This window comes from Pseudomonas sp. PS01303, assembly GCF_029959385.1.
GTDB lineage: Bacteria > Pseudomonadota > Gammaproteobacteria > Pseudomonadales > Pseudomonadaceae > Aquipseudomonas > Aquipseudomonas rustica.
Map to the genome: position 1 here is coordinate 14,642 of NZ_JASCPK010000025.1, position 13,012 is coordinate 27,653.

A 13,012-nucleotide genomic window follows, 5' to 3' on the forward strand; every position below is an offset into this window, starting at 1 on the left:
TACAAGGGTCCGCGTAAATCTGTAAGATTCCGATCCCGCTTCAGAAGCATCCCGCCGAGCCCATGCCGCAACCAGCCTCCTCCAAACTCGCCCGCGTGCTGTTCGGCCTTCTGGCCTACGTCAGCCTCGGCATCGGCCTGATCGCCATTGTCGTGCCCGGCCTGCCAACCACCGAGTTCATCCTCCTCGCCGCGTGGGCCGCCACCCGCAGTTCGCCGCGCCTGAGTGCCTGGCTGGAAAACCATCGCCTGTTCGGGCCGATTCTGAGCAACTGGCGCAACGGCAAAATCATCGCGCGCAAAGCCAAAGTCAGCGCGACGGTGAGCATGCTGCTCTGCGCGACGTTGATGCTGGTGATGCTCGATCACGGCTGGCCGATCTATCTGGCGATTGCCGGGATGGGGTTGGGGAATCTGTGGATCTGGTCGCGCCCGGAATCGATTCCTGTTTAAGCCACACCGGGTTTCTTTGTGAAGAACTTTTGTGGTGAGGGGATTCTGTGGCGAGGGGATTTATCCCCGATTGGCTGCGAAGCCGCCACAGTCCAGAATCCCTGATTTTTCCGACAGAACCCATTCTCAGGTTTTGGGCCTGCTTCGCAGGCCATCGGGGATAAATCCCCTCACCACAAGTGCCCTCCCAAACACGCAGACACTTCCCTGAAATTGTTCTGATTTCCAGCACTTTCCCCTGCGCAAACGTTTAGCGCTGACCGTTCGTCGGCGCGCGCCTCATGCCTTTTCGCCTCGCGCCGATGAGCATTCATGGCGCTGAATGGATTTGGCGAACCGGGTAGTCCATACCCGCAAGCCAACCGTTTATCCATTCGCGAGATCGCCCCATGTTCGACTCTCTGTCCATCCGCCTGAAAATCGTCCTGCTCTCCGGTCTGTGCCTGCTCGGTGTGGTCGCGCTGATTGTTGGCATGAACATCTACCAGACCAACCAGAACGATGAACTGGTCAGCAACTCCAGCAACCAGCTGCTCACCGCCAGTGTGCAAAACCTGCTGCAAGCCAAAGCCGCCGAACAAGCGGTGCGGGTGCAGAAAACCTTTGGCGAAAGCTTGTTGGTGATTACCGCGCTGGCGGATCAGATCAAAGACATGCGCGTGATGGCCGCCAAGCGTTCGCTGGACGCCGGCGCCCTGCGCGAAGAATTGAACCTGAGCCTGAAAACCGCCTTCGAGCGCAACGATAAAGTGCTCGGCATCTGGCTCGCCTTCGAACCCAACGGCCTCGACGGCAAGGACAGCGAGTTCGCCAACGACGCCGCGCGCCAGTCCAACGAAGCCGGGCGTTTCGCGACCTATTGGAGCCGCGCGGCCGGCGCCTCGCTGAACACGATCATGGTCGAAGAAGACCTGACCAAAACTACCCTCAGCGTCAGCGGCACACCGTACAACAGCTGGTACACCTGCCCTCGCGACAACAAACGCACCTGTTTGCTCGACCCGTACGCAGACACCGTGGGCAATAAGGAAATGCTCATGACGACCATTTCCGTACCGTTGATTGTCGACGGCAAAGCGATCGGCGTGGTCGGTGTCGACATCGCCCTCGACGCGCTGCAAGCAGCCGCCGTCGAGTCGCAACGCAACCTCTTCAACAACGCCGGGCACATGCTTATCGTCTCCGGCAGCGGCGTGCTCGGCGCCGACAGTTCGGACGCGACCAAGGTCGGCAAAAAGATCAACGACACCCTCGGCGCCAATGGCCAGGACGTACTGCAACTGCTCACCTCCGGCACACCGAAAATCCTCGAACAGGGCGACCTGATCCGTGCGGTGTACCCGGTCGACCCGATTGGCAACTCGCGTGCGTGGGGCGTAGTGATCGACCTGCCGAAACAAGTGCTGCTGGCCGACTCGGTCAAGCTGCAAGCGGTGCTCGATGATGCCCAGGAAACTGGCGTGATCACCGCGTTGCTGGTGGCTGTGGTGGCTGGCGTGGTTGGCCTGCTGCTGATCTGGCTGACCGCGTCTGGCGTTACCCGTCCGATCAACAGCGTTGCCGACATGCTGAAGAACATCGCCAGCGGCGAAGGTGATCTGACCCAGCGTCTGAACTACAGCAAAAAAGATGAACTGGGCGAACTGGTGAACTGGTTCAACCGTTTCCTCGACAAGCTGCAACCGACCATCGCGCAGATCAAACAGAGCATCACCGAAGCGCGCGGCACCGCCGACCAGTCTTCGGAAATCGCCCGTCAGACCAGCGAAGGCATGCAGGTGCAGTTCCGCGAAATCGATCAGGTCGCCACCGCGTCCAACGAAATGAGCGCCACCGCCCACGACGTCGCCAACAGCGCGTCGAACGCAGCCAACGCCGCGAAAGGTGCCGATCAGTCGGCGAAGGACGGCATGTCGATCATCGAACGCAGCACCCGCGACATCAATCAACTGGCCGATGAAGTCAGCAAAGCGGTGACCGAAGTTGAAGCGCTGGCGGTCAACAGCGAGCAGATCGGTTCGGTACTGGAAGTGATCCGCAGCATCGCCGAACAAACCAACCTGCTCGCGCTCAACGCGGCGATTGAAGCGGCCCGTGCCGGTGAGAGCGGGCGTGGTTTCGCGGTGGTTGCCGACGAGGTGCGCAACCTCGCCAAACGCACGCAGGATTCGGTGGAAGAGATTCGCGTGGTGATCGAGCGTATTCAGACCGGCACGCGCGGCGTGGTCGCGACCATGCATTCGAGCCAGACTCAGGCACACAACAACGCCGGGCAGATTCGTCAGGCCGTGGATGCGCTGGGCAAGATCAGCGACGCGGTGACGGTGATCAGCGACATGAATCTGCAGATTGCCAGCGCGGCCGAACAGCAGAGCGCGGTGGCCGAAGAGGTTAACCGCAACGTTTCGGCGATTCGCACCGTGACCGAAACCCTGACCGGACAAGCCACCGAGTCGGCGGCGATCAGCAGCCAGCTCAATGCACTGGCGAGCCAGCAGATGAAATTGATGGATCAGTTCCGCGTCTAGACCTCACCACACAAACTTGTAGGAGCAGAGCTTGCTCGCGAAGAGGCCGTCACATTCAACATCTTCGTCGACTGACACACCGCTTTCGCGAGCAAGCTCAGCTCCTACAAGAGCCTTCATCTAATCCCGTGACGTTTTGCACTATCATCGCCCTCTCGCTCCGGAGGGCCTTCGATGACTGATTTACTCACGTCCATTCAAGCCGCACTCGGCTTGCCGCACACGCCGATTGCGTTCACCGCCAGTGGCGCCCTGCCCTCGGCCTTCGCCGTCACCGATCTGGCCTGCGCCAGCATCGCCGCTGCCGGGCAAGCCGTCAGCGAACTCTTGCAGCAACAAACCGGCCACCTGCCCACCGTAGAAGTCGATCGTCGTTTGGCCTCGTTCTGGTTCTCCTCATCACTGCGCCCGATCGGCTGGCAAGTGCCGCCGCTGTGGGATCCGGTCGCCGGTGACTACGCAACGCGCGACGGCTGGATTCGCCTGCACACCAACGCCCCGCACCACCGCGCCGCCGCTGAACGCGTGCTCGGTGCCTGCGCCGACCGCGCGGCGATGGCGGCGAAAGTCGCGCAATGGGCGAGCACGGAACTGGAGCAAGCGGTGGTCGACGCCAAGGGTTGCGCCGCCGAAATGCGCAGTTGGGCGCAGTGGCAACAGCATCCGCAGGGGTTGGCGGTGAATGCCGAGCCACTTGCTCACTTCATCGCTGATCAGGATGAACATGCGAAATCGTGGCAAGGCTCGGTGGAACGCCCATTGGCCGGGATCAAGGTGTTGGATCTGACGCGCGTGCTCGCCGGCCCTACCGCCAGTCGTTTCCTCGCGGGGCTCGGTGCTGAGGTTTTGCGCATCGATCCACCGACCTGGAACGAGCCCGGCGTCGTCCCGGAAATGACCTTGGGCAAACGCTGCGCACGGCTGGATTTGCAGGTTCCGGCGGATCGCGCGGTGTTCGAGAGTCTGCTGAAAGACGCCGACATTCTGCTGCACGGTTATCGCGCTGATGCGTTGGAGAATCTTGGTTTCGGTGTTGAACGTCGTCGCCAATTGGCACCGGGATTGATCGACGTCTGCCTCAACGCTTACGGCTGGAGCGGCCCGTGGCAAAACCGCCGGGGTTTCGACAGCCTGGTGCAAATGAGCAGCGGCATCGCTGAGGCCGGGCAGCGCTGGAAGCAGGCGGACAAACCGACGCCGTTGCCGGTGCAGGCGCTGGATCATGCGACCGGGTATTTGATGGCGGCGAGTGCGATCAGGTTGCTGACTGAGCGGTTGAGGAATGGACATGGTGGTTCGGCACGGTTGTCGTTGGCGCGGACGGCGAAGTTGTTGATCGAACACGGGCCCGGAATAGCCGAAGCGTTGCGTGCCGAGGATGAACAAGACCAAGGGTTGCCCTTGGAACAAACCCCATGGGGGCCAGCACATCGGTTGCTGGCGCCGGTGAAGATCAGCGGCGCACCGTTGCAGTGGGCGTTGCCTGCCATGGATTTGGGCGCCCACCGGCCGCAGTGGGTTTGAAGAGCCCCTCACCCTAGCCCTCTCCCAGGGGGAGAGGGGACTGATTGGGGGATATTGGCGAGATTCACCGACTTGAAAGATTGGTGTTGAATCCAACATCAGCATGGAAAATTGGCCTTGAATCCATAATCGCCTCGGTTACTCAGGTCGATGTATAGCGCCAGACACCTCGATCGGCCCCCTCTCCCTCTGGGAGAGGGCTGGGGTGAGGGTGACTCAAAGACGCCCACAACACCTGCGCCGCATACCCGCGATAAGGCCGCCAACCCTCCGCCCGCACAGCCAATTCCCGCGCCGTCGGCCGCTGTCCTTCCAACACTTCCAACGCCCGCAACAACCCGACATCGCCATGGGGAAACCCATCCAGATCGCGCAATTGCCGCAGCGCAATGTACTGCGCCGTCCACTCGCCAGTCCCGTGCAACGCCAGCAACCGCGCCACACCACCGTCGCGATCCGGCTCAAATAATGAAGGAACATCGAGCAACGCCTGCGCCACGCCCGACAGTGTCCGCCCTCGACTCTTGGGCATCCCCAACGCCGCCAAATCCGCCTCAGCCAACACACAGGCCTCAGGAAACACATAACTCAAACCCGGCACCGTCGATTGCAACGGCGCGCCATACTGAGCCACCAATTTCCCCGCCAAGCGAATCGCCGCCACCACGGTAATCTGCTGCCCGAGCACTGCACGAAACGCCAGTTCCAAACCATCCCACGCCCCCGGAATGCGCAACCCGGGACGCTCGGCCATCAACCGCGCCAGCAGCGGATCCTGCGCAAGATGCCCTTGCATCACTGCCACATCCGCATCCAGATCGAACATCCGCCGCAACCGCCGCACAATCTCTGGCAGCGCCTGCGAATCAGGAAAATCCACTTCAACCGCCAGCGAATCACCAGCACCGGGCCACACCGAAACCGTGCCATGCACCCCGCTCAACCCGATGCTGCGCGAGTACACGCCATCGACCACGGCCTCCATCCCGACCACCGCCCGCGCCGCGAGAAAACCCAGCATCGCCTCCCAGTCATACGGCGGTTGATAGTCCAGCGCCAACCTCACAACGACAGCATGCCGCTGTACAAGCCATACGCCGCCAGACCCGCACCGATGATGACGACGGTAAAGATGCCCTTCTCAATCGACGTGAAGATCGGCTCGCCCTGCTCATGTTTGGCCTTGGCAAACAGGATCACCCCCGGCGCATACAGCAGCGCCGACAGCAGCAAATATTTCACCCCGCCGGCGTACAGCAACCACACCGCATAACCCAGGGCGATGCCGCCGATCAGCAAATCCTTGGTGCGTTCAGCCGAGGCGTGTTCGTAGGTTTCGCCACGCCCGCTCAGCAGCACGGCATACGCCGCCGACCACAGATACGGCACCAGAATCATCGACGACGCCAGATAAATCAGGCTGGTGTAGGTGCCCGCCGAAAACAGGGTGATCAGCAGGAAAATCTGGATCATCGCGTTGGTCAGCCACAACGCGTTCACCGGCACGTGGTTTTTGTTTTCCTTTTTCAGGAACGCCGGCATGGTTTTGTCTTTGGCCGTGGCGAAGAGGATTTCTGCGCAGAGCAGCGCCCACGACAGCAGCGCACCGAGCAGCGAGATTGCCAGGCCGATGCTGATCAGCAGCGCGCCCCACGGCCCGACGATGTGTTCCAGCACCGCCGCCAGCGACGGGTTTTGCAGGTTGGCCAGTTCCGGCTGGCTCATGATCCCCAGCGACAGCACATTGACCAGCACCAGCAACGCCAACACACCGATAAAGCCGATCACCGTGGCGCGGCCGACGTCGCTGCGTTTCTCCGCACGCGCCGAGTAAACACTGGCGCCTTCGATGCCGATGAACACGAACACCGTGACCAGCATCATGTTGCGTACTTGATCCATGACATTGCCGAAATTCGGGTTGCTGGTGCCCCAGATGTCGCGGGTAAAAATGTCGGCCTTGAAGGCGACGGCGGCAATGACGATGAACATGATCAGCGGCACGATCTTCGCCACCGTGGTCACCTGATTGATGAACGCTGCCTCTTTGATCCCGCGCATCACCAGAAAATGTACGCACCACAACAGCACCGACGCGCAACCGATGGCGATCGGCGTATTGCCCTGACCGAACACCGGAAAGAAGTAGCCGAGGGTGCTGAATAAAAGGACGAAATAACCGACGTTACCCAGCCAGGCGCTGATCCAGTAACCCCATGCCGATGAAAACCCCATGTAGTCGCCGAACCCGGCCTTGGCATAGGCGTAGACGCCGGAATCCAGTTCAGGCTTGCGGTTGGCCAGAGTCTGAAAGACGAACGCCAGCGTGAGCATGCCGATCGCGGTGATGCCCCAACCGATCAATATCGCCCCGGCATCGGCCCGCGCCGCCATGTTCTGCGGCAGCGAGAAAATCCCCCCACCAATCATCGACCCCACCACCAGAGCGATCAACGCGCCTAGGCGCAGCTTTTGCGTCGGTTGCGACATTCAAATCTCCCTTCCTGATCAACGAATTCTCAATTTCTACCGAAACCCCAGATATACCGGCCCCCTGTGGCGAGGGGATTTATCCCCGTTCGGCTGCGCAGCAGTCGCAAAACCGTCACGCGAAGTATGTCTGAATTACTGCAGTGACTGGTTCAGGGCGGCTACGCCACCCATCAGGGATAAATCCCCTCACCACAGGTTTATGACTTAACTAACTAAATGGGTAAAGAGTAAGTACGTTTATTAGATAACGCCAATAAATGCCCATTTATATATAGCCGATCACGCTAACGCCTAGCACGCTCAGACAATTTTGTGCGCTGATCCTAATAAATCAATTCTGTACTGAAAACAGACGCGGAAAATTTGCCAATCTGCCAAAACGAACTAGCGTCATAATTCGAAAGTAATAATAGCCATTCCCAAGCATGTAGCCAAAAAGCGTCTAAATCGGGCTTCGCAGACGATAGCTTTATGCCTTCAGCCGATTCATAAGTCATTCATTAACAATGGAATGTGACCATGCACTGATCTAAGTCAGCTAACTGAACAGACAACAGAACTACGCTGTGATCTCTCTTCTCCTGCAATGGAGTCATGCAATGTCTGAAGCTCCCGGAAAACTACGACTCGGTGCACTGGTTGCGTTGGTAGTCGGTTCAATGATCGGTGGCGGGATATTCTCTTTGCCACAAAACATGGCAGCCAGCGCCGACGTTGGCGCCGTGCTGATCGGTTGGGCCATCACCGCTGTCGGCATGCTCACCCTCGCTTTTGTCTTTCAAACCCTCGCCAATCGAAAGCCTGACCTGGACGGCGGTGTCTACGCCTACGCCAAGGCCGGTTTCGGCGATTACATGGGTTTCTCGTCCGCCTGGGGTTACTGGATCAGTGCCTGGCTGGGCAACGTCGGTTACTTCGTTCTACTGTTCAGTACCCTCGGCTACTTCTTCCCGATTTTCGGTGAAGGCAACACTGTCGCAGCCGTGATCGGCGCCTCGGTGCTGTTGTGGGCCGTGCACTTCCTCGTTCTGCGCGGAATCAAGGAGGCGGCGTTCATTAACCTTGTGACCACGGTCGCCAAGGTTGTGCCGCTGGTGCTGTTCGTTCTGATCGCGATTTTCGCCTTCAAACTGGACATCTTCACCGCCGACATCTGGGGCATCAAAAACCCTGATCTGGGCAGCGTGATGAACCAGGTGCGCAACATGATGCTGGTCACCGTGTGGGTGTTCATCGGCATCGAGGGCGCGAGCATCTTCTCGGCCCGCGCGGAAAAACGCTCGGACGTCGGTAAAGCCACCGTGATCGGCTTCATCACTGTGCTGCTGTTTCTGGTGCTGGTGAACGTGCTGTCGCTGGGCATCATGACTCAGCCGGAACTGGCGAAACTGCAGAACCCGTCGATGGCCGCCGTGCTTGAGCATGTCGTCGGTCACTGGGGCGCGGTGCTGATCAGTGTTGGTCTGATCATTTCGCTGCTGGGTGCGCTGCTGTCGTGGGTGCTGCTGTGTGCGGAGATCATGTTCGCCGCCGCCAAAGACCACACCATGCCGGAGTTCCTGCGTAAGGAAAACGAGAACCACGTACCAGTCAACGCCCTGTGGCTGACCAACGCGATGGTGCAGATTTTCCTGATCATCACCCTGTTCTCGGCGAGTACTTACCTGTCGCTGATCTACCTCGCCACTTCGATGATTCTGGTGCCGTACCTGTGGTCGGCGGCGTATGCCCTGCTGCTGGCGGTGCGCGGCGAAACTTACGAAGGCTTTGCGGCCGAACGGCGCAAGGATCTGATTATCGGCGGCATCGCGCTGATCTATGCGGTGTGGCTGTTGTATGCCGGCGGGGTCAAGTACTTGCTGCTTTCGGCCCTGCTCTACGCACCTGGCGCGATCCTGTTCGCCAAAGCCAAGCTGGAACTCAAACAACCGATTTTCACTAATGTCGAGAAGCTGCTTTTCGCCGCGGTGATCGTGGGTGCCCTGGTGGCAGCCTACGGTCTCTACGACGGCTTCCTGACGCTGTAATACCCGACTAATTTGTCATCTGGAGGATCACTGAAATGACCACGGAAAAAGTTAAGTACGGCGTACATTCCGAAGCCGGCAAACTGCGCAAAGTCATGGTTTGCTCCCCAGGTCTGGCCCACCAGCGGCTGACCCCGAACAACTGCGATGAGCTGCTGTTCGACGACGTGCTCTGGGTTGCCCAGGCCAAGCGCGACCACTTCGACTTCGTCACCAAGATGCGCGAGCGCGGCATCGATGTGCTGGAAATGCACAACCTGCTGACCGACATCGTCGCCATCCCTGAGGCGCTGGACTGGATTCTCGAGCGCAAGGTCACCGCCGATTCGGTGGGCCTGGGCCTGATCAACGAAGTCAAATCCTGGTTGAAAAGCCTCGAGCCACGGCACATCGCCGAGTTCCTGATTGGCGGCGTCTCCGCTGATGATCTGCCGGACAGCTTTGGTGGCAAGACCATCCAGATGTTCCGCGACTTCCTCGGCCACTCCAGCTTCATTCTGCCGCCGCTGCCGAACACTCAGTTCACCCGCGACACCACCTGCTGGATCTACGGTGGCGTGACGCTGAACCCGATGTACTGGCCAGCGCGACGTCAGGAAACCCTGCTGACCACCGCCATCTACAAATTCCATCCACAGTTCACCAACGCCGAATTCGAAATCTGGTACGGCGACCCGGACAAGGATCACGGCAGCTCCACCCTTGAAGGCGGCGACGTCATGCCAATCGGCAACGGCGTGGTGTTGATCGGTATGGGCGAACGCTCGTCCCGTCAGGCCATCGGCCAACTGGCGCTGAACCTGTTCAAGAACAAAGCCGTGGAAAAAGTCATCGTTGCCGGCCTGCCGAAATCCCGCGCGGCGATGCACCTCGACACCGTGTTCAGCTTCTGCGACCGCGACCTCGTGACGATTTTCCCGGAAGTGGTCAATCAGATCGTCGCCTTCACCCTGCGACCTGACGAAGGCAAACAGGGCGGCATCGACATCCGCCGCGAAGAAGGCACTTTCCTCGACACCGTGGCCAAGGCCCTCAATCTGAAAGCGTTGCGCGTGGTGGAAACCGGCGGCAACAGCTTCGCCGCTGAACGCGAGCAATGGGACGACGGCAACAACGTGGTGGCCGTGGAACCGGGCGTGGTCATCGGCTACGACCGCAACACCTACACCAACACCCTGCTGCGCAAGGCCGGCGTGGAAGTCATCACCATCAGCGCCGGTGAACTGGGCCGAGGCCGTGGCGGTGGCCACTGCATGACCTGCCCAATCGTGCGCGACGCAATCGACTACTAAACCTCTGAGCCCTGGCCGTCACTTATAAAGTGCGGCCAGGGGGATAACCGACACCGAAGGAGATCCATCATGGCTTTTAACATTCACAACCGTAACCTGCTCAGCCTGGAACACCACACCCCACGTGAGCTGCGTTACCTGCTCGACCTGTCCCGCGACCTCAAACGCGCCAAGTACACCGGCACCGAGCAGCAACATCTGAAGGGCAACAACATCGCCCTGATCTTCGAAAAAACCTCGACCCGTACCCGTTGCGCGTTCGAAGTGGCGGCGTATGACCAAGGCGCCAACGTCACCTACATCGACCCGAACTCTTCGCAGATCGGTCACAAGGAAAGCATGAAAGACACAGCCCGCGTGCTGGGTCGCATGTACGACGCCATCGAGTACCGTGGCTTCAAACAGGAGATCGTCGAAGAGCTGGCCAAGTTCGCTGGCGTACCGGTGTTCAACGGCCTGACCGACGAATATCACCCGACGCAAATGATCGCCGACGTGCTGACCATGCGTGAGCACGCCGACAAGCCGATCCATGAAATCAGCTACGCCTACCTTGGCGATGCGCGCAACAACATGGGTAACTCGCTGCTGTTGATCGGCGCCAAACTCGGCATGGACGTGCGCATCTGCGCGCCGAAAGCCCTGTGGCCGCTGGATGATCTGGTTGAGCGTTGCCACAAATATGCTGAAGAAAGTGGCGCGCGCATCACCCTGACCGAAGACCCGAAAGCCGCGGTCAAAGGCGTCGATTTCATCCACACCGACGTTTGGGTGTCGATGGGCGAGCCGGTGGAAGCCTGGGCCGAACGCATCCAGCAACTGCTGCCGTACCAGGTCAACGCCGAGCTGATGAAAGCCTCCGGCAACCCGCGAACCAAGTTCATGCACTGCCTGCCGGCGTTCCACAACAGCGATACCAAAGTCGGCAAGCAAATCGCCGAACAGTATCCGCATCTGAAAAACGGCATCGAAGTGACCGACGACGTGTTCGAGTCCCCAGCCTGCATCGCCTTCGAGCAAGCGGAAAACCGCATGCACACAATCAAGGCGATCCTGGTATCGACCCTCGCTGATCTGTAACCACTGCTTATCCATGATCGTTCCCACGCTCCCGCGTGGGAATGCATCCCGTGACGCTCTGCGTCACAGCGGACGCGGAGCGTCCGTGGCGGCATTCCCACGCAGAGCGTGGGAACGATCACTACGAAAAGGACATGCACCATGCGTATCGTCGTAGCTCTGGGCGGTAACGCCCTGCTCCGCCGTGGTGAGCCGATGACCGCTGACAATCAGCGCGCCAACATCCGCATCGCCACCGAGCAAATCGCCAAAATCCATGCCGGCAACCAACTGGTCATCGCCCACGGCAATGGCCCGCAAGTCGGTCTGCTGTCGCTGCAAGCGGCGGCTTACACCTCCGTTACTCCTTACCCGCTGGACGTGCTCGGTGCCGAAACCGAAGGCATGATCGGCTACATCATTGAACAGGAACTGGGCAACCTGCTCGACTTCGAAGTGCCGTTCGCCACCCTCCTCACTCAGGTTGAAGTCGACGCCAACGACCCGGCGTTCAAGAATCCAACCAAACCGATCGGCCCGGTCTATGACAAGGCCGAAGCGGAAAAACTCGCCGCCGAAAAAGGCTGGGCGATTGCCCCGGATGGCGATAAGTACCGTCGTGTCGTGGCCAGTCCACGGCCAAAACGCATCTTCGAAATCCGCCCGATCAAGTGGTTGCTGGACAAGGGCAGCATCGTGATTTGCGCCGGGGGTGGCGGGATTCCGACCATGTATGACGAGAACCGCAACCTCAAGGGTATCGAAGCGGTGATCGACAAAGATCTGTGCTCTTCGCTGCTCGCCGAGCAACTGGAAGCGGATCTGCTGGTGATCGCCACCGACGTCAACGCGGCGTTCATTGATTACGGCAAACCAACGCAGAAAGGCATCGCCGAAGCGCATCCGGACGAACTCGAGCGCCTCGGTTTCGCCGCCGGTTCGATGGGGCCGAAGGTGCAGGCAGCCTGCGAATTTGCGCGCCATACTGGCAAGGTCGCGGTGATCGGTTCGCTGGCGGACATCGAAGCGATTGTCCAAGGCACTGCCGGTACACGCGTGACCACAGCGAAGCCTGGCATCACTTACCGATAATTAGAAACGGCGGGGGCAAGCCCAGGGTCTGCCCTCTTTCCATGCCTTGAAAGGAGTTCCTCATGGCCCAGTTTGAACCCGGTCATTTGCACATCGAGCGGCATGCGTTGACCGACGATGACGTCAATTACAACGTCTGCCTCGACTATGAAGTGTTCACCGATCCGCAAAAAGGCAAAGGGATACAGTTCACCCTGCACGGCAATATGCAGGGCAAGGACATGAAGGAAACGTTTTTCCTGCCCAAGGAAGAGGCCTACAACTTCGCCCGCGACGTGACCCGGATTGCCGAAAAATACGGGATTCCCAAGACGCACAGCCAGATCGGCTCGGTGCACAAACATTACGACCTGATGTTTGAAGACATCCGCAAGCAGCTGAACATGCAGTCCGGGGATCCGGTTAATCCTGAGCATTTCGAGTAACCGTCAAGATCAAAAGATCGCAGCCTTCGGCAGCTCCTACATTTGATCGTTCCCACGCTCTGCGTGGGAATGCCGCCACGGACGCTCCGCGTCCGCTGTGACGCAGAGCGTCACGGGATG

General features: G+C 59.5%; 9 protein-coding genes and 1 pseudogene. 8 read left to right on the top strand and 2 right to left on the bottom strand.

Annotated elements, in window-relative coordinates; genetic code table 11:
* Positions 1-62 precede the first annotated feature (62 nt).
* From QMX93_RS10310 to QMX93_RS10320, 3 genes are all read left to right on the top strand, one after another.
* Positions 63-452 (top strand): YbaN family protein, encoded by a 390-nt coding sequence (locus tag QMX93_RS10310; protein WP_159812519.1) that lies wholly within the window; start codon positions 63-65, stop codon positions 450-452.
* A gap of 389 nt (positions 453-841) precedes the next feature.
* Positions 842-2,980, top strand: a complete 2,139-nt coding sequence (locus QMX93_RS10315; RefSeq protein WP_282355407.1) for a methyl-accepting chemotaxis protein — start codon at positions 842-844, stop codon at positions 2,978-2,980.
* A gap of 174 nt (positions 2,981-3,154) precedes the next feature.
* Positions 3,155-4,504, top strand: a complete 1,350-nt coding sequence (locus tag QMX93_RS10320; RefSeq protein ID WP_282355410.1) for a CoA transferase — start codon at positions 3,155-3,157, stop codon at positions 4,502-4,504.
* Between the two features lie 214 nt (positions 4,505-4,718).
* On the opposite strand, the pseudogene QMX93_RS10325 reads toward QMX93_RS10320, so the two are convergent.
* Together QMX93_RS10325 and arcD (QMX93_RS10330) are read right to left on the bottom strand one after the other, a co-directional pair.
* Positions 4,719-5,570, bottom strand: a pseudogene (locus QMX93_RS10325) (DNA-3-methyladenine glycosylase); the annotation flags it as partial.
* Positions 5,567-6,994 (bottom strand): arginine-ornithine antiporter, encoded by a 1,428-nt coding sequence (gene arcD / locus QMX93_RS10330; protein ID WP_053123047.1) that lies wholly within the window; start codon positions 6,992-6,994, stop codon positions 5,567-5,569. The gene arcD (QMX93_RS10330) and the pseudogene QMX93_RS10325, both read right to left, overlap by 4 nt.
* 602 nt (positions 6,995-7,596) lie before the next feature.
* Here arcD (QMX93_RS10330) and arcD (QMX93_RS10335) point away from each other — a divergent pair.
* From arcD (QMX93_RS10335) to QMX93_RS10355, 5 genes are all read left to right on the top strand, one after another.
* Positions 7,597-9,024, top strand: coding sequence for an arginine-ornithine antiporter (gene arcD, locus QMX93_RS10335; RefSeq protein WP_053123050.1), 1,428 nt, complete (start codon positions 7,597-7,599; stop codon positions 9,022-9,024).
* 35 nt (positions 9,025-9,059) lie between these two features.
* Positions 9,060-10,316, top strand: a complete 1,257-nt coding sequence (gene arcA, locus QMX93_RS10340; protein ID WP_053123052.1) for an arginine deiminase — start codon at positions 9,060-9,062, stop codon at positions 10,314-10,316.
* A 69-nt stretch (positions 10,317-10,385) separates the two neighbouring features.
* The gene (locus QMX93_RS10345; RefSeq protein WP_053123054.1) at positions 10,386-11,396 is read left to right on the top strand and encodes an ornithine carbamoyltransferase; all 1,011 of its coding nucleotides are present in this window, start codon (positions 10,386-10,388) and stop codon (positions 11,394-11,396) included.
* A gap of 141 nt (positions 11,397-11,537) precedes the next feature.
* Positions 11,538-12,467, top strand: a complete 930-nt coding sequence (gene arcC / locus QMX93_RS10350; RefSeq protein ID WP_053123056.1) for a carbamate kinase — start codon at positions 11,538-11,540, stop codon at positions 12,465-12,467.
* A gap of 62 nt (positions 12,468-12,529) precedes the next feature.
* The gene (locus QMX93_RS10355; protein ID WP_053123058.1) at positions 12,530-12,892 is read left to right on the top strand and encodes a DUF5064 family protein; all 363 of its coding nucleotides are present in this window, start codon (positions 12,530-12,532) and stop codon (positions 12,890-12,892) included.
* The last annotated feature ends 120 nt before the right edge of the window (positions 12,893-13,012 follow it).

What these genes read in the sequence shown, in the direction of transcription:
- QMX93_RS10310 (WP_159812519.1), top strand. Translation starts at nt 63, where the DNA reads ATGCCGCAACCAGCCTCCTCCAAACTCGCCCGCGTGCTGTTCGGCCTT.
- QMX93_RS10315 (WP_282355407.1), top strand. Translation starts at nt 842, where the DNA reads ATGTTCGACTCTCTGTCCATCCGCCTGAAAATCGTCCTGCTCTCCGGT.
- QMX93_RS10320 (WP_282355410.1), top strand. Translation starts at nt 3,155, where the DNA reads ATGACTGATTTACTCACGTCCATTCAAGCCGCACTCGGCTTGCCGCAC.
- arcD (WP_053123047.1), bottom strand. Translation starts at nt 6,994, where the DNA reads ATGTCGCAACCGACGCAAAAGCTGCGCCTAGGCGCGTTGATCGCTCTG.
- arcD (WP_053123050.1), top strand. Translation starts at nt 7,597, where the DNA reads ATGTCTGAAGCTCCCGGAAAACTACGACTCGGTGCACTGGTTGCGTTG.
- arcA (WP_053123052.1), top strand. Translation starts at nt 9,060, where the DNA reads ATGACCACGGAAAAAGTTAAGTACGGCGTACATTCCGAAGCCGGCAAA.
- QMX93_RS10345 (WP_053123054.1), top strand. Translation starts at nt 10,386, where the DNA reads ATGGCTTTTAACATTCACAACCGTAACCTGCTCAGCCTGGAACACCAC.
- arcC (WP_053123056.1), top strand. Translation starts at nt 11,538, where the DNA reads ATGCGTATCGTCGTAGCTCTGGGCGGTAACGCCCTGCTCCGCCGTGGT.
- QMX93_RS10355 (WP_053123058.1), top strand. Translation starts at nt 12,530, where the DNA reads ATGGCCCAGTTTGAACCCGGTCATTTGCACATCGAGCGGCATGCGTTG.